Annotated in this window: 14 protein-coding genes; 5 read left to right on the top strand and 9 right to left on the bottom strand. The window is 60.0% G+C overall.

Annotated features, from left to right (window positions below):
• Positions 1 to 419 precede the first annotated feature (419 nt).
• From pbpG to G5332_RS20080, 6 genes are all read right to left on the bottom strand, one after another.
• Positions 420 to 1,247: a D-alanyl-D-alanine endopeptidase gene (gene pbpG, locus G5332_RS20105; protein WP_005348750.1), complete on the bottom strand. Its 828-nt coding sequence runs from the start codon at positions 1,245 to 1,247 to the stop codon at positions 420 to 422.
• 159 nt (positions 1,248 to 1,406) lie between these two features.
• A complete protein-coding gene (locus G5332_RS20100; protein ID WP_005343012.1) occupies positions 1,407 to 2,072 on the bottom strand; it encodes a DedA family protein in 666 nt (221 codons plus the stop codon).
• 18 nt (positions 2,073 to 2,090) lie between these two features.
• Positions 2,091 to 3,383 (bottom strand): hemolysin family protein, encoded by a 1,293-nt coding sequence (locus G5332_RS20095; protein WP_421173243.1) that lies wholly within the window; start codon positions 3,381 to 3,383, stop codon positions 2,091 to 2,093.
• A gap of 243 nt (positions 3,384 to 3,626) precedes the next feature.
• Positions 3,627 to 4,685, bottom strand: a complete 1,059-nt coding sequence (ansB, locus tag G5332_RS20090) for an L-asparaginase 2 (RefSeq protein ID WP_421259629.1) — start codon at positions 4,683 to 4,685, stop codon at positions 3,627 to 3,629.
• A 130-nt stretch (positions 4,686 to 4,815) separates the two neighbouring features.
• Complete coding sequence (locus tag G5332_RS20085) at positions 4,816 to 5,010, bottom strand: heavy-metal-associated domain-containing protein (RefSeq protein WP_100654640.1); 195 nt, start codon at positions 5,008 to 5,010, stop codon at positions 4,816 to 4,818.
• Positions 5,011 to 5,174: 164 nt separating this feature from the next.
• Positions 5,175 to 6,125: an AEC family transporter gene (locus G5332_RS20080; protein WP_101530883.1), complete on the bottom strand. Its 951-nt coding sequence runs from the start codon at positions 6,123 to 6,125 to the stop codon at positions 5,175 to 5,177.
• A 137-nt stretch (positions 6,126 to 6,262) separates the two neighbouring features.
• On the opposite strand from G5332_RS20080, the gene treR reads away from it, so the two are divergent.
• From treR to G5332_RS20055, 5 genes are all read left to right on the top strand, one after another.
• Entirely contained in the window at positions 6,263 to 7,210 is a 948-nt protein-coding gene (treR, locus tag G5332_RS20075) for a trehalose operon repressor TreR (protein ID WP_421311583.1), read from the top strand.
• A 192-nt stretch (positions 7,211 to 7,402) separates the two neighbouring features.
• Positions 7,403 to 8,833 (top strand): PTS trehalose transporter subunit IIBC, encoded by a 1,431-nt coding sequence (gene treB, locus G5332_RS20070; RefSeq protein ID WP_421311581.1) that lies wholly within the window; start codon positions 7,403 to 7,405, stop codon positions 8,831 to 8,833.
• 66 nt (positions 8,834 to 8,899) lie between these two features.
• Positions 8,900 to 10,561 (top strand): alpha,alpha-phosphotrehalase, encoded by a 1,662-nt coding sequence (gene treC, locus G5332_RS20065; RefSeq protein WP_421311579.1) that lies wholly within the window; start codon positions 8,900 to 8,902, stop codon positions 10,559 to 10,561.
• A 3-nt stretch (positions 10,562 to 10,564) separates the two neighbouring features.
• The gene (locus tag G5332_RS20060) at positions 10,565 to 11,164 is read left to right on the top strand and encodes a sugar O-acetyltransferase (RefSeq protein ID WP_421250036.1); all 600 of its coding nucleotides are present in this window, start codon (positions 10,565 to 10,567) and stop codon (positions 11,162 to 11,164) included.
• Positions 11,165 to 11,284: 120 nt separating this feature from the next.
• Positions 11,285 to 11,473, top strand: a complete 189-nt coding sequence (locus G5332_RS20055; RefSeq protein ID WP_005336040.1) for a hypothetical protein — start codon at positions 11,285 to 11,287, stop codon at positions 11,471 to 11,473.
• Between the two features lie 39 nt (positions 11,474 to 11,512).
• Here G5332_RS20055 and rluA read toward each other — a convergent pair whose 3' ends face one another.
• From rluA to G5332_RS20040, 3 genes are all read right to left on the bottom strand, one after another.
• On the bottom strand, positions 11,513 to 12,190 hold the full coding sequence (gene rluA / locus G5332_RS20050) for a bifunctional tRNA pseudouridine(32) synthase/23S rRNA pseudouridine(746) synthase RluA (RefSeq protein WP_421173247.1): 678 nt from the start codon (positions 12,188 to 12,190) through the stop codon (positions 11,513 to 11,515).
• Between the two features lie 115 nt (positions 12,191 to 12,305).
• Positions 12,306 to 15,173, bottom strand: coding sequence for an RNA polymerase-associated protein RapA (gene rapA / locus G5332_RS20045; RefSeq protein ID WP_421259632.1), 2,868 nt, complete (start codon positions 15,171 to 15,173; stop codon positions 12,306 to 12,308).
• A 70-nt stretch (positions 15,174 to 15,243) separates the two neighbouring features.
• A partial coding sequence (locus G5332_RS20040) for a hypothetical protein (RefSeq protein ID WP_421311578.1) occupies positions 15,244 to 15,533 on the bottom strand: 290 nt, incomplete at its 5' end.

The following is a 15,533-nucleotide window of genomic DNA, read 5'->3' as shown; positions in this document are numbered from 1 at the left end:
CGCCCGTAGCTCAGCTGGATAGAGTACCTGGCTACGAACCAGGTGGTCAGAGGTTCGAATCCTCTCGGGCGCACCATACAGACAGCCTCGACTTCGGTCGGGGCTGTTTTTTTATGGGCGACATTTAACTCTTTGGTGCGGATCCCCGTGCGCTGTTGCGGGGGGATCGCCCGTTTACCTGGCTGTTCTTGTCCTCATTTCTTCCCCTTTCTGTGATTGCGCACAGTTCTTCTGATCGTTGCACCGCCTCACTACCCTTTGCCTCATCTATAGGCGCGCTGTATGCCTGCCGTTGCAACGGCAGATGCCGCGCAGACATCACTAAGGGTTCGCTCATCAACATCCTGCAAGGCCTGCAGAGGCGTTCTGCAGGCAATAAAAAAGGATGCCGCAGCATCCTTTTGTGTCGAGATATTTACTCAGCTTTTCAACCATTTGCGAATGCGGTTGGCATCGCCGATGGGGGTGCGTTTGCCCACCGAGTTGAGTAGCACGATGGCAAGCTCGCGGCTGTCCGGTTTGGCGCGCATCACCAGACAGCGACCCGCTTCGTCAGTGAAGCCGGTCTTGGAGAGGCGCACGTCCCAATCCGGGTTTTTCACCAGCGGGTTGGTGTTGTTGAACATCAGGCTGTAGGCGGGGGCGCTGAAGCGCATCTCCCGGTTCTCATCCTGAGTGAACTGACGGATCAGCGGCTGGCGATAGGCGGCGGCGGCCAGCTTGCCCAGATCCTGGGCGGTGGAGACGTTGCGGGTGGAGAGGCCGGTGGAGTCGTAGAAGTGGGTATTACGCATACCCAGCTGTCTGGCCTTGTTGTTCATGGCTCGCACGAAGGCGCTGCGACCGCCCGGATAGTGACGCGCCAGTGCCGAGGCCATCCGGTTTTCGGAGGACATCAGCGCCAGATGCAGGGCGTCGCGGCGGGTCACCTTGGTGCCCATGCGGATGCGGGAGTGGGTGTGTTTGACCCGATCCAGATCGTTCTTGTCGACCGTGATGGTCTGGTTGAGATTCTGTTTGGCATCCAGCACCACCAGCGCTGTCATCAGCTTGGTGAGAGAGGCGATGGGACGCACCTTGGTGGCATTCTTCTGGTAGAGCGTCTTGCCCGTTTTTACATCCACGACCAGAGCGCTGCTTGAGCGTACTTCCAGTTTGGCTGGGTTGGGTGCCGCGCTGACCGCAGGCAATCCCAGCATTCCCATCAACCCGACAACCAGCGCTGCTGCGCGAATCCGACACCACATACAACCGACTCCATTCCCATCCAAAAAAAGGCGCTAGATTCACTCATTTTTACCCCGGCTTTACAAGGGCCGAGCGGGACTATTTCTGCTATTTGCGCAAAATTGGCGATCAAAAAAGCCCTCTAGCGAGGGCTTTCGGGTTGGGCGCTGGGCGAGGGGTCAATCCCGCGGCTGCGCGGCCCTGCGTTTGCTGATCCAGCGCCAGACCAGTGCCACCATGCCACCCACCAGCAGGGCCACCGGCAGATAGATGATGATATTGAAGAACTGGGTCTGGTATTCGGCGGCCAGCTTGGTGTGGCTCAGGTAGTAGCCAAACCCTACCAGCGGGCAGATCCACATGATGGAGCTGATCAGATTGACGATGAGAAAGCGCCCCTGGGGCAGCTCGGTGGCACCGACGATGTAGGGGTAGGCGGTGCGTACGAAGGCGATATAGCGCGCGGTGATCAGGGTGATGATCCCGTACTTGTCCAGCAGGTGGTAGACCTTCTGTTGGTGCCGCTCTTCCACGTGGGACATCAGCCGATGGTAGAGCTGGGTGTGGCCGAGAAAGCGCCCCTGCATGTAACCGAGCCAGGTGCCGACAAATGTAGCCATGATCAACAGCGGGATCACCCCGAGAGACAATACATCCTGATAGATGAGCACGCCGGTGAGGATCAGCAGGCTGTCACCGGGCAGAAAGGCGGTAGGGATGAATCCGTTTTCCAGTACCAGAAACGTCAGAATCACACCACAGATCATGAAGGCCATCTTGGGATCGGAAAGTGTGTTCAGATCGTGATTCATAAAGGCGTGAGCCAGTTGGTAAAACTGCTCCATACTTGCAAACTCCGCAGGTTAGCTGGGTTGATCGGTCAAGGGCATGGCGAGCACCTTGTCGATGCGCAGGCCATCCATGTCAACAATTTCCAGTTGCCACTGTTCCAGTGTCACCAGGTCTCCGGTTTGTGGAACACGACCAAGGAGCAGCATGATAAGCCCTCCGAGGGTGTGATAGTGATGTTTTTCTTCTTCTGGCAGACGAACCAACTCCAGACAGTCCTTCAACTCGGGCAGCGGGATCAGGCCATCGAGCAGCCAGCTGCCGTCGGCGCGCCGGAAGGCCCAGTTGTCCTCGCCATCCTCCTGCTGGAAATCCCCGGCCAGCGCCTCCAGCAGATCCTGCTGGGTGACCAGCCCCTGCAGCTCGCCATATTCGTCCACCACCAGCGCCATCTGTTCGCTGTGGGTGCGGAAGTGGTTGAGCAGCTCGACGCCGTTGAGGGTCTCGGGCAGCAGGCTGCCCTCCTGGGTCAGGGCTGCCAGATCGATGGGCTCCCCCTTGATATAGGCGTGCAGCACCTTGCTGACATTGATGATACCCACCAATTCTGACAGGTTGCCGTCGCAGACCGGAAAATAGCTGTGGCGATACTCCACCAGTCGCTGCAGGTTGCTCTCCAGCGGCAGCGCCAGATCCAGATAGCGGATATCGCTGCGCGGCACCATCAGGGAGGAGAGGCTGCGCTCGTCGAGACGGAAGACGTTGCGCAGCATGGTGTGCTCATGATCCTCGATCACCCCGGCTTCAGAGCCCTCCACCAGCATGGCGTGGATCTCCTCCTCGGTAACGTTGGCGCTGCCATTCTGATTGACCCGCAGCAGCCGCAGGCTGGCATTGGTGGAGGCCGACAGCAGCCAGACGAAGGGGCGGGTCAGGGTGGCGAGCCAGTGCATGGGGCGGGCCACCAGACAGGCGATGCGCTCGGCATTGAGCTGGCCGAGGCGCTTGGGTACCAGCTCCCCCACCACGATGGATAGGTACGTGACTACCACCACTACAATGACGGTGGCGATCAGGCCGCTGCTCTTTGGGGATAGTCCCCACTCCTGCAACCAGAGGGAGAAGGGCTGGGCCAGCAGGGATTCGCCGTAGATACCGTTGAGCAGACCGATGCTGGTAATGCCGATTTGGACGGCAGAGAGAAAATGGGTCGGGTCTTCGCCCAGTTTGAGGGCAATGGCGGCGGAGCGGTTGCCTTCGGAGGCAAGCTTGCCGAGGCGAGCCTTGCGTGCGGTGACGATGGCGATTTCTGACATGGCGAAGACGCCATTAAGCAAAATCAATCCCAGCAGGATCAATATTTCCATACAGCAACAGCACTCCTTGAGTGGATAAGATCGCTGGCAGTGTAATGAATTTGGCGGCGATGCGCTTGTGAAAGCGGGTGATCCGGCTCGCTAATTTGATGACAGCGCTTTGTGATGGCTGAAAAAAATGGCCGGAAAAGGGAAGGATGACCTCGCCAAACGGCGTAATGGGCGAGGCAGCATTGCAGGAGTGAAAAGGGCGGGAAGTCCCGCCCTTGCTTATTACTTGTCAGAAAACCTTTATCAGAACTGCTGGAACCAGCGCTGGATCTGGGCCGGATCCTTGCTCTGGGTCAGGGAGAGCATCAGCAGCACCCGCGCTTTCTGCGGGTTGAGAGTGCCGGAGGCCACGAAGCCGTACTTGGCATCATCGATCTCGGCATCCAGGGTGGTGGCGCCGGTCGGCACGCGGGCGGAGCGTACGACGCGGATGCCATCCTTGCTCGCCTTGGCCAGGGTGTCGAACAGGGTGTGGTAGAGATTGCCGTTGCCCACCCCGGCGCTGACGATACCGTCGAACTTGGCATCCACCATCGCCTTGGCCGGCAAGTCGGTGGCGTTGGCGTAGCTGTAGACGATGCCAACTTGCGGCAGCTTGTCGAGCTTACTCACGTCAAACGGCGTCTTGCTGGTGTGCAGACGGGCCGGGCTGCGCTGATAGTCGATCTTGCCGTTGTGGATGTAACCCAGCGGGCCGAAGTTGGGGGAGGCAAAGGTCTGCACCCCGGTGGTGTTGGTCTTGGTGACGTCGCGGGCATCGAGCACTGTGTCGTTCATCGCTACCATCACGCCACGGCCCTTGGAGGTGGGGTCGGAGGCGGTCACCACGGCGTTGTAGAGGTTGAGCGGGCCATCGGCACTCATGGCGGTGGAGGGGCGCATGGCGCCGACCAGCACCACCGGCTTGTCGCTCTTGACGGTCAGATTGAGGAAGTAGGCGGTCTCTTCCATGGTGTCGGTGCCGTGGGTGATGACAATGCCATCCACGTCATCCTTGGCCAGCAGCTCGTTGACCCGTTTGGCCAGCTTGAGCCACACCTCGTCGTTCATGTCCTGGGAGCCGATCTTCACCACCTGCTCACCCTGCACATCGGCCACGTTCTTCATCTCGGGCACGGCGGCGATCAGGGTTTCGATGGCCACCTTGCCAGCCTCGTAGTTGGACTGGGTAGCGGACTGGCCAGCTCCGGCAATGGTGCCGCCGGTTGCCAGAATATGGACGTTGGGCAGGGCCATTGCCATGGGGGAGAGGGTCAGGCTGACGACGGCGGCGAGCAGGGGCTTGCGGATCGGTAGGGTCATGCTGCAAATCCTTATGGTTGGAATAATCGCAGCAAGTTTGCCCGTTTAATAACCCGGGTCTGTGATAAAACTCACCAAAAGACAGGTGAGTACAGATTTTTAACCTGTTTTATACCTCTATGGAGATAATTTAACTCGCAGAAAAACCCTTGGCTTCGATCAGGGCGATCAGCTCGGCCTTGCTCAGATCACTCTCGATGACGGCCTTGCTGCTGGCAAAATCGACGGTCGCGGTGGTGACCGCAGGCTGGGCCAGCAGCGCTTTTTGCAGACTGGCGGCGCAGCCACCACAGGACATGCCGGACACGGTGAGTTCGATGGTCATGGGATATCTCCTCTGTTGATGGGCGCCAGCCTAAAGCTGCCGCCTCCGGCAAGGTCAAGCTGTCAGTACATCAGGCCCAGATAGTTCATCAGGGTTGCTCCCTGCCAGTGTATGGGAGCCAAGGTTCGTGGTGGCGATGAGGTTGGCAGTTTCCTCGGGCAGGGTCAGTACATAAGACCGAGGTAATTCATCAGAGTTGCCCCGAGGCTGGTAGTGACCAGCGAACCGAGGGTGGTGGTGGCGATAATGTTTGCGGCCAGCACGCTGTCGCCCCCCATTGCACGGGTCATCACATAGCTGGCGGCGGCAGTCGGGGTGGCGCTGATGAGAAACAGAATACCCAGCTCCAGATGGCTGAAGCCGAGCAGGGCCGCCCCCAGAGTGAACGCAGCCGGAATGAGGCAGAGCCGCATGATGCTGGCCCAGCCCGCAATGGCTGCACCACCACGCAGGGCGTCGAGGCTGAGGGAGGCGCCGGTGCAGAGCAGCGCCAGTGGCAACGTCATGTTGGCGAAGTAGCTGCCGGTGGTGAGCAGCAGTTGCGGCATCTTGATACCGAGCAGGGTAAACGGCAGCGCCGCCACAATGGCGATGATCAACGGATTCTTGATGATGCCGAGCAGAATGGGGCGAATGCCGGTGGCACCGCCGAGACTGCGGGTGAGGGTGATCACCGCGAGAATGTTGTAGAGCACGGTCACCGCACCGACATAGAAGGCCGCCGCCCCCAACCCTTCGTGGCCATAGGCGTTTTGCACATAGGCAAGCCCGATAATGGCGCTGTTGCCGCGAAAGCTCCCCTGCACGAAGATGCCGCGCAGTCGCTGCTCCCCGATAAAACGTCCGGCCAGCAGCTCCAGCACCAGATAGCTGATAACGGTGGCGAGCAGGCCATAGCCGATAAACCAGAAGCTCGGCATGGTGGCGAAGTTGGTACCCAGAATACTGAGAAAGAGCAGAGCGGGCAGGGTGACCTGAAACACCAGTCGCGAGGCGGATTCGGTAAAGGGATCTGGCAGCAGCCCCAACCGCTTGAGCAAGATGCCGAGCAGCAGCACCACGCAGATGGGCCCTGTGATGGAGAGGGAGAAGAGCAGACTGGCCAGCAGATCCATGATGGGCATCCTGTGCTGTGCCCACACACCCTGACGGCGGGGCAAAAAGGGCATTCTAACGCCATGGGCTTGTATTCACAGGGGTTAATCACAACAATGTGGGCAATTCCACCGCCTAGCCTCCTGTGAGCCAATTCATGGACAAGAAACTGACCATCCTCGATATCGCCAGACTGAGTGGCGTCGGCAAGTCGACCGTCTCCCGGGTGCTCAACCAGGATCCCAAGGTGAAGCAGGAGACCCGCGAGCGGGTGGAGCAGGTCATCGCCGAGCATGGCTTCGTGCCGAGCAAATCGGCGCGTGCCATGCGCAGCCAGAGCCAGCAGGTGGTGGGGATCATCGTCTCGCGGCTCGACTCCAGCTCGGAGAATCAGGCGGTGCGCGGCATGCTGGAGACCCTCTACCAGCGTGGCTACGATGCCGTGCTGATGGAGAGCAAGTTCTCCCCCGCCAAGGTACAGGAGCATCTGGCGGTGCTGGAGCGGCGCGGGGTGGATGGCATTATCCTGTTCGCCTTCAATGACTTGGACTATGCCGCCATGGCGCCGCTGAAAGAGAAGCTGGTGCTGGTCGCTCGTGAATATCCCGGTTTCTCCTCGGTCTGCTTTGACGACGCTGGTGCGGTGCGCACCATGCTGGCGCAGCTGGCAAGCCGTGGCGCCCGCGATATCGCCTATCTGGGGGTGGATGCCTCGGATCTCACCACCGGCCAGCGTCGCCTCGACGCCTATCTCGCTTACTGCGCAGAGCAGGGGTTGCACCCGCGCAGCGCCCTCGGTGATCTCAGCCTGCAGAGCGGCTACCGGCTGGCGGCCGAGCTGCTTACCCCCTCCACCCAGGCGCTGGTCTGCGCCAGCGACACCATCGCCATCGGTGCGGCAAAATACCTGCAAGAACAAGGGCGTAGCGAGGTGCTGGTGACCGGCCTTGGCAACAACCCCATGTTCAGTTTCCTCTTCCCCAATGCCCTCAGTCTCGATCTTGGCTACAAGGGGGCAGGGGAGCAGGCGGCGCGTCAGCTGCTCGGCCAGATTGAGCAGGAGAAACCCCCGCAGGTGACAATCGCCCCCTGTCGAACCCTGTGAGCCCCATCACTTCCGACTGAACAAAAAGTGCGCTTTTTGTGACGCTGGCCACGAATTGGGAACGTTCCCATTTCGATCTGACCAGATTGTCGGCATGCTAAATGGGAACGATACCAAAAACGCTCCGGCCGACAGACTGGCTCAAAAGGGCGATACAGACCACTATTCAATGGCGTCACAGAGGGAAGACCCATGTCCAAGATCAACGCACAGCAGCTTGCCACCCTGATCGACAAGGTCGGCGGCAAGGAGAACATCGCTACCGTCAGCCACTGCCTGACCCGGTTGCGCTTCGTCCTGAATGATCCGGCCAAGGCCGACAGCAAGGCCATCGAAACCATTCCGGCAGTGAAGGGAAGCTTCACCCAGGGCGGTCAATTCCAGGTGGTGATCGGCAACGAGGTAGAGCAGTGGTACAAGGCGCTGACCGAGCAGCTCGGCGTCAGCGGCGGCAGCAAGGAGACAGCCAAGCAGGCGGCGCGCCAGAACATGAACCCGCTGGAGCGGGGTATCTCCCATCTGGCGGAGATCTTCGTACCGTTGCTGCCCGCCATCATCACCGGCGGTCTGATCCTGGGCTTTCGCAACGTCATCGGCGACATCAAGATGTTCGACGATGGCACTCACACCCTCACCGAGATCAGCCAGTTCTGGGCTCAGGTGCATGCCTTCCTCTGGCTGCTGGGCGAGGCGATTTTCCACTTCCTGCCGGTCGGTGTTTGCTGGTCTGCGGTGAAGAAGATGGGCGGCTCCGAGATCCTGGGTATCGTGCTGGGGGTGACGCTGGTGTCACCGCAGTTGATGAACGCCTACGGCATCGGTCAGCAGACTCCCGAGGTGTGGGACTTCGGTCTGTTCGTGATCCAGAAGGTGGGTTATCAGGCGCAGGTCATTCCGGCGCTGCTGGCGGGCGTGTTCCTCGCCTGGGTAGAGACCAACCTCAAGCGGATCATTCCGGCTTACCTCTATCTGGTGATTGTGCCGTTTGTCTCGCTGCTGCTGGCGGTGATCGTGGCTCACGCCTTTATCGGCCCGTTCGGCCGCTGGATTGGTGACGGTGTCGGCTTCGCTGCCAAGGCCGCCATGACCGGCTCCTTCGCCCCTATCGGTGCCGCCCTGTTCGGTTTCCTCTACGCGCCGCTGGTCATCACCGGCATCCACCACACCACCAACGCGGTGGATCTGCAACTGATGCAGAGCATGGGTGGTACCCCGATTTGGCCGCTGATCGCCCTCTCCAACATCGCTCAGGCTTCTGCGGTCGTCGGCATCATTCTGATTAGCCGCAAGGAGAACGAGCGGGAGATCTCGGTACCTGCTGCCATCTCCGCCTACCTCGGGGTGACCGAACCGGCCATGTACGGTATCAACCTCAAGTACAAGTTCCCCATGCTGTGCGCCATGGTTGGGTCCAGCCTTGCCGCCCTCATTTGTGGCTTTGCCGGGGTAATGGCCAACGGCATCGGGGTAGGCGGCCTGCCCGGCATCCTCTCCATCCAGCCGCAATACTGGGCTGTGTTCGCCATCGCCATGCTGGTCGCCATCGTGGTGCCCGTGGTGCTGACCATGCTGGTCTACAAGCGCCAGCAAGCCGCAGGCAAGTTGGCCCAAGCCAGCGCCTGACACTGATTATCAGGGCGACCCGTGGGTCGCCCTCTCCATTTTCTATTCGAGACAAGAGAAAGACCCATGAGCCAAACACCCTGGTGGCAGAGTGCCGTGATTTACCAGATTTACCCCAAGAGCTTTCAGGATTCCGGCGCCCGTGGCACCGGCGACCTCAAGGGGATCATGGCGCGCCTCGACTATCTCAAAACCCTGGGGGTCGATGCCCTTTGGCTGACCCCTGTCTACGTCTCCCCGCAGGTGGACAACGGCTACGACATCGCCGACTACCTTGCCATCGACCCCGCCTACGGCACCATGGCTGATTTCGAGGCGCTGCTGGCCGCCGCCCACGCGCGCGATATCCGCATCGTGACGGATATCGTGGTCAACCACACCTCCACCGAGCACGCTTGGTTCAAGTCGGCGCTGGGGGATAAAAACAGCCCCTACCGCGACTACTACATCTGGCGCGATCCGGTGGATGGCGGCGTACCCAACAACTGGCAATCCAAGTTTGGTGGCAGCGCCTGGGAGCTGGATCCCGCCACCGGTCAGTACTACCTGCACCTGTTTGCCCGCGAGCAGGCGGATCTCAACTGGGAAAATCCGGCGGTGCGTGCCGAGGTGAAAAATATCATCCACTTCTGGGCCAAGAAGGGGGTGGATGGGTTCCGCCTCGACGTTATCAACCTTATCTCCAAGGATCAGGCGTTCCCGAACGACGAGATTGGCGATGGCCGCCGCTTCTACACCGACGGGCCGCGCATCCACGAATTTTTGCAGGACGTGAGCCGCGACGTGTTTGCTCCTGTCGGCGCCATGACGGTGGGGGAGATGTCCTCTACTTCACTGGAGCACTGTCAGCGCTATGGCGCCCTCGATGGCTCCGAGCTCTCCATGGTGTTCAACTTCCATCACCTCAAGGTGGATTACCCCAACGGCGACAAGTGGACCAAGGCTCCGTTCGATTTCATCGAACTCAAGCGCATCTTCAACCACTGGCAGAGTGGCATGCACGGCAAGGGGTGGTCGGCGCTGTTCTGGTGCAACCACGATCAGCCGCGCATCGTCTCCCGCTTCGGTGACGAGGGCGAGCATCGGGTTGTGGCCGCCAAGATGCTGGCCAGCACGCTGCACGGTTTGCAGGGCACCCCCTACATCTATCAGGGGGAGGAGATCGGCATGACCAACCCCGGCTATCAGCGCATCGATGACTATCAGGATGTGGAGAGCCGCAACATCTTTGCCATCAAGCAGGCCGAAGGGATGAGCGAGGCCGAGATCCTCGCCATTCTCGGTGCCAAGTCCCGCGACAACTCGCGCACCCCGATGCAGTGGAGCGCTGCGGCCAACGCCGGTTTCACCAACGGGACACCCTGGCTCAAGCCAGCCGCCAACTATTCCGAGATCAATGCCGAGGCGGCGCTGGCCGACCAGCACTCGGTGTTCTGGCACTACCGGGATCTCATCGCCCTGCGCAAGGCGCACCCCATCTTCACCCAGGGGGATTATCAGGAGCTGCTGACCGGGCACCCGCAGATCTGGGCCTATGCCCGCCGCGCCAACGGTCAGACCCTGCTGGTGGTGAGCAACTTCTACGGCGAGCCGGTTGAGTTTGCCTTGCCTGCCGAGCTGCAAAGCGGGCAAGGTCGGCTGCTGCTCGGCAACTACCTGGATAGCCCGGCCCAACCGCAATCGGGTATGCTGCGCCCTTATGAATCCCTGATCTGGCTGATGGAGTAGGCGATGACGAAAGTGGTGCGCGGTGCCGAGTGGCAGAAGATGGTGGCGGGGGAGCCCTATGACGCGGGCGATCCCGGGCTCAAAGCGGCACGTGAGCGCTGCCGAAGGCTTTATCACACCTTCAACACCTGCTGGCAGGAGAAACCGGCGCGGGATGCTTTGCTGCACGAGCTGCTCGGTGGTCGCGGCCATGAGTGCGCCATCAATCCGCCGTTCTTCTGCGACTATGGCGCCAATATCTTCGTCGGCGAGAACTTCTACGCCAACGTCAATTGCACCATCCTCGACGTCTGTGAGGTGCATATCGGCGACAACGTGCTGCTGGCGCCCGGGGTGCAGATCTACACCGCCGCTCATCCGGTGGCGGTGGCGCCACGTATCAAGGGTGTCGAGTTCGGCAAGCCTGTACGGATCGGTCACAACGTCTGGATCGGCGGTAGCGTCGTCATCTGTCCCGGCGTCACTATCGGTGACAACAGCGTCATCGGTGCCGGTTCGGTGGTGACCAAAGATGTGCCCGCCAACGTGGTGGCGGCTGGCAACCCTTGCAAGGTGCTTCGGCCGATGACGGCACAGGAGCTTGAAGGCGTCATCCAGCGGTGAGCAGGGGCCATGAATGCAATTGCTATCTGACTGATAGAAAAGCGACTTTCAGATTGTTTTGCATTCAGTGCTTATGTTCGGGGCCGCTTGGCCGATACTGTTGAGTGCAGGAGGAACCCTATGGATATATCAAGTTCTGCAAATGCGTCGTTTGGTTCTGCTCTGATGACGGCCAGTCTGGCCAAGAAACAGCAGACCCAAGAGGGCGAAGCTGCGCTGAAGCTGCTGCAAAACGCAGCGCAATCAGCGCCGGTTGCACCGACATCGGCCAGCGCTTCTTTGGGAAGCAAGATCGATATTCGCGTCTGACCCGAATGAAAAAGCCCCCATCTCGCGATGGGGGCTTTTTTATCTCTGCGATTTGCGGGAGCAGACCGGGAAAGGAGCCGGCGCCTCGAAGGTCATCCGCTCGCCGCTACGGGGGTGACTGATGGTCAACATGGCCGCATGCAGGTAGAGATGGGGCGCAGCCGCCAGCGCATCCGGATGAGCATAGAGGTTGTCACCCAGGATCGGGTGCCCCAGCTCCAGCATATGGACGCGCAGCTGGTGGGAGCGACCTGTGATGGGGGTCAACTTGATCAGGCTGTTGCCGTTCTCCACTTTCAGTTTTTCCCACAGGGTCAGAGCATGACGCCCCTCCTCGTGATCCACCTTCTGCTTCGGGCGGTTGGGCCAGTCGACGCAGAGCGGCAGGTCAACCTGTCCCGACTCTGCTTCCGGCTCACCCCACACCCAGGCGAGGTAGTGCTTCTCTGTCTCCCGCTCGCGAAATTGTCGGCTCAGCTCCCGATGAGAGTTGGGATTGAGGGGAATGACAATGACTCCAGTGGTGGACATGTCGAGGCGATGAGCTGCCGCCGCCTTGGGGTGTTGCTGTTTCACCCGATGCAGGACGCTGTCTTCATTCTCGGGGCCGCGCCCGGGGACGCTTAGCAGGCCAGTGGGCTTGTTGACCACCATGATGTCCTTGTCCTTGAACAGGATATCGAGCCAGGGTTCCAGAGGCGGTGAGTATTCAAACATAAATGTCTCGCATCAGAAGGTGGGGGCAAGCCCCCATCAGTTATGGGTAACCACGACAAAGCGGCCTTGGGTATCCAGTTTGAGCTGGGTCTGGCCGCTGTCGGTCGGTACCTTGTCAGTTATGGGTGACCACGATAAAGCGGATGGCATCCAGCTTGAGTTGGGTCTGATCGATCAGGTGGTGCAATTCTGCCTGCAGATTGCGCAGATAATCCAGCTCGCTGTCTCGCACGTTCGGGTTGACTGCCTTGAGCGCTTCCAGACGATCGAGATCCTGCTGCAGGGTCTGCGCCATCTGGGCGCGGGCCTTGTCGACAATCCCGGCTTTCAGCTCTTCGGCAATGGCCTGGCCCTTGCCAATCAGACCGTGGATTACCGGTTGGGATGCAGTCACGAGCTTGCTGCCGAGGTGGCGATTGACCGGAGTCAGCTGGCGGTTGAAGGCATCGAACGCCACTTTATCACCCAGATTCTGGCCGTTCTTGTCCATCAGCAGACGGATTGGCGTCGGCGGCATGAATCGGTAGAGCTGGGGATGGGCCGCAGACTCGGCGACAAAGATCAGCTCAAGCAGGATGGAGCCGATGGGCAGCGCCTTGTTCTTGAGCAGTGCTACCGAGGTGGCACCGATCTCGGAGCCCAGGATCAGGTCGATACCGCCGCGCATCATGGGGTGATCCCAGGAGAGCAGCGCCATGTCATCCCGCGACAGGGCGGTGTTGCGATCGAAGGTGATGGTCATGCCATCTTGCGGCAGGCCTGGGAAGCTGGAAACCAGCATATGATCACCGGGAGTCAGCACCAGCGCGTTCTCGCCACGGTCATCCTGATTGACGCCGATCTCGTCGAACATCTTGAGGGCAAAGGAGATCATGCCGGTGTCGTCATCTTCGGCGGCCAGCTTGTCGACCAGCTGCTGGGCGGCGGCGCCACCGCTGGAGTGGATCTCCAGCAGGCGATCGCGGCCCTGCTCCAGTCGGGCCTTGAGCGGCTCGTGCAGTTCGCGGGTCTTGACCAGCAGGGCCTCGAGGGTTGCCTGATCGCCGGTGTTGGCGGCCAGCAGCTCGAACAGCTCTTCACGTACCGCTTCGAATACCGGGCGGGCAGTCGGGCAGGTCTGCTCGAACGCGTCCAGACCATCGTGATACCAGAGTTGCAGGGCGCGCTGGGCAGTCCCTTCCAGATAGGGAACGTGGATCTCGACGGTATTCTGCTGACCGATACGATCCAGTCGGCCGATACGTTGTTCCAGCAGATCCGGATTGAGCGGCAGATCGAACAGCACCAGATGACTGGCAAATTGGAAGTTGCGTCCTTCTGAACCGATCTCGGAGCAGAGCAGCACTTGGGCGCCACCCTCTTGCTGGGCGAAATAGGCGGAGGCCTTGTCCCGCTCGAGGATCGACATCCCTTCGTGGAACACGGCACCACGGATCCCTTCACGGGTACGCAGCGCCTCTTCCAGCGCGATGGCGGTCGCCGCTTCGGAGCAGATCACCAGCACCTTCTGCTGGCGGGCTGAGAGCAGCAGCTCCAGCAACCATTCTACGCGCGGGTCGAACTGGGTCCAGGTGGCGTTGTCGCCTTCGAACTGCTGGAAGATCTTCTCGGGATAGAGGTAGCGCAGGGCACGGGTCTGCAGATCGCCACCGTTACCACCCATCATGCCCATCACCTTGATGGCAGTTTTGTACTGCTCCGGCAGCGGCATGGGGTAGACGTTGAGGTGACGCTCGGGGAAGCCCTGAATATTGGCGCGGCTGTTGCGGAACAGCACCCGGCCGGTGCCGTGCTGGTCCAGTAGCTTGGCGACCGCCTGCTGACGGGCCTCAGCATCGCTCAAGTCCAGCCCTTCCAGCTGGCTGGCGAGGATCTGTCTGGCTTCATCGCTCAGGGTCTCGCCATCCAGCAGCTCCTGCGCTGCGCTGGCGACCTGACCATAGGCCTGCTCCTCGGCGAGGAAAGCCTCATAGTCGTAGAAACGCTCCGGGTCGAGCAGGCGCAGACGGGCAAAGTGGCTCTGGTGGCCCAGCTGATCCGGGGTAGCGGTCAGCAGCAGTACGCCCGGCACCTGTTCGGCCAGCGCTTCCACCATCTCATAGGCACGGCTCGGCGCCTCTTCACTCCACTCCAGATGGTGCGCTTCGTCGACAACCAGCAGATCCCACTCGGCTTCCAGCACTTGCTCGAAGCGACGACGCTTCTTGCGCAGGAAGTCGAGGCTGCAGATCACCAGCTGTTCGGTCTCGAAGGGGTTCTCCGCATCTGCGAATGCCTCGATGCAGCGCTCCTCATCAAACAGGGAGAAATGCAGGTTGAAGCGGCGCAGCATTTCGACCAGCCATTGGTGCTGCAAAGTTTCGGGCAGCAGGATCAGCACCCGATGGGCGCGGCCGGAGAGCAGTTGCTGATGAATGATCATTCCCGCTTCGATGGTCTTGCCCAGACCCACTTCATCGGCCAGCAGTACGCGCGGAGCGTAGCGGTGACCCACTTCATGGGCAATATAGAGCTGGTGCGGGATCAGGCTGACCCGGCCACCGGCCAGACCGCGAGTCGGGTTGCGACGACGTTGGTGCTGGTTGATCAGCGCTTCGTAGCGCAGGGTGAAGCGGGACATCCGATCGATCTGACCGGCGAACAGGCGATCCTGCGGCTTGTTGAACTTGATAAAGTTGTTGAGAAACACTTCCTTGAGGGCAACGGGCTCATTATTGTCGGTGCGCACACCTACATATATAAGCAGGCCGTCTTTCTCCTGCACTTCTTCGACCGTCATGGTCCAGTCTTCGTGACTGGTGATCTGATCGCCCACATTGAAGCTGACCCGGGTGACCGGCGCCTCTTCTTTGGCATACATGCGGTTTTCACCGGTAGCCGGAAACAACAGGGTAACCATGCGTCCTTCAACAGCAACGACAGTCCCCAACCCCAGATCCGTCTCTGTATCACTAATCCAACGCTGGCCAAGTGCAAAAGGCATTAAACTCTCCAAAGCCCAAGAGTGTGTGAATCGCAAAGGGGCGCTATGTTACCCGAAGGCGTGACCTCGATCACCATGCATATAGATGTAGAGAGACCAAATCGCCACAACCTTGATCTGCTACCACCGCCACGCCATATAGAGGATAGCGAGCTCGCCAAACGGGTATGCTATTGCAGGATAAATACGCTTTTTGGGTGATTAGTGAGCGGTTGAGCCAAAAATGCGAATTTAATTCGAAAAGGCCCTTGCAAGCGTGATCCAGATCCCTATAATGCGCCTCCATCGACAGGGCAAGCGGCAACGCAAACAGCCGAGTCGATAACCTCGAAAAGCCTTTGAAAATAAGGCTTGACTCGA

Origin of the sequence: Aeromonas sp. 603757, from assembly GCF_049171255.1 — a bacterium.
Classification (GTDB): domain Bacteria; phylum Pseudomonadota; class Gammaproteobacteria; order Enterobacterales; family Aeromonadaceae; genus Aeromonas; species Aeromonas veronii_A.
The sequence above is the reverse complement of the archived record's forward strand: the minus strand, read 5'-3'. Positions and strand labels throughout refer to the sequence as shown.

Coding starts and splice junctions, on each gene's coding strand:
- pbpG (WP_005348750.1), bottom strand. CDS start 1,247: ATGTGGTGTCGGATTCGCGCAGCAGCGCTGGTTGTCGGGTTGATGGGA.
- G5332_RS20100 (WP_005343012.1), bottom strand. CDS start 2,072: ATGGAGCAGTTTTACCAACTGGCTCACGCCTTTATGAATCACGATCTG.
- G5332_RS20095 (WP_421173243.1), bottom strand. CDS start 3,383: ATGGAAATATTGATCCTGCTGGGATTGATTTTGCTTAATGGCGTCTTC.
- ansB (WP_421259629.1), bottom strand. CDS start 4,685: ATGACCCTACCGATCCGCAAGCCCCTGCTCGCCGCCGTCGTCAGCCTG.
- G5332_RS20085 (WP_100654640.1), bottom strand. CDS start 5,010: ATGACCATCGAACTCACCGTGTCCGGCATGTCCTGTGGTGGCTGCGCC.
- G5332_RS20080 (WP_101530883.1), bottom strand. CDS start 6,125: ATGGATCTGCTGGCCAGTCTGCTCTTCTCCCTCTCCATCACAGGGCCC.
- treR (WP_421311583.1), top strand. CDS start 6,263: ATGGACAAGAAACTGACCATCCTCGATATCGCCAGACTGAGTGGCGTC.
- treB (WP_421311581.1), top strand. CDS start 7,403: ATGTCCAAGATCAACGCACAGCAGCTTGCCACCCTGATCGACAAGGTC.
- treC (WP_421311579.1), top strand. CDS start 8,900: ATGAGCCAAACACCCTGGTGGCAGAGTGCCGTGATTTACCAGATTTAC.
- G5332_RS20060 (WP_421250036.1), top strand. CDS start 10,565: ATGACGAAAGTGGTGCGCGGTGCCGAGTGGCAGAAGATGGTGGCGGGG.
- G5332_RS20055 (WP_005336040.1), top strand. CDS start 11,285: ATGGATATATCAAGTTCTGCAAATGCGTCGTTTGGTTCTGCTCTGATG.
- rluA (WP_421173247.1), bottom strand. CDS start 12,190: ATGTTTGAATACTCACCGCCTCTGGAACCCTGGCTCGATATCCTGTTC.
- rapA (WP_421259632.1), bottom strand. CDS start 15,173: ATGCCTTTTGCACTTGGCCAGCGTTGGATTAGTGATACAGAGACGGAT.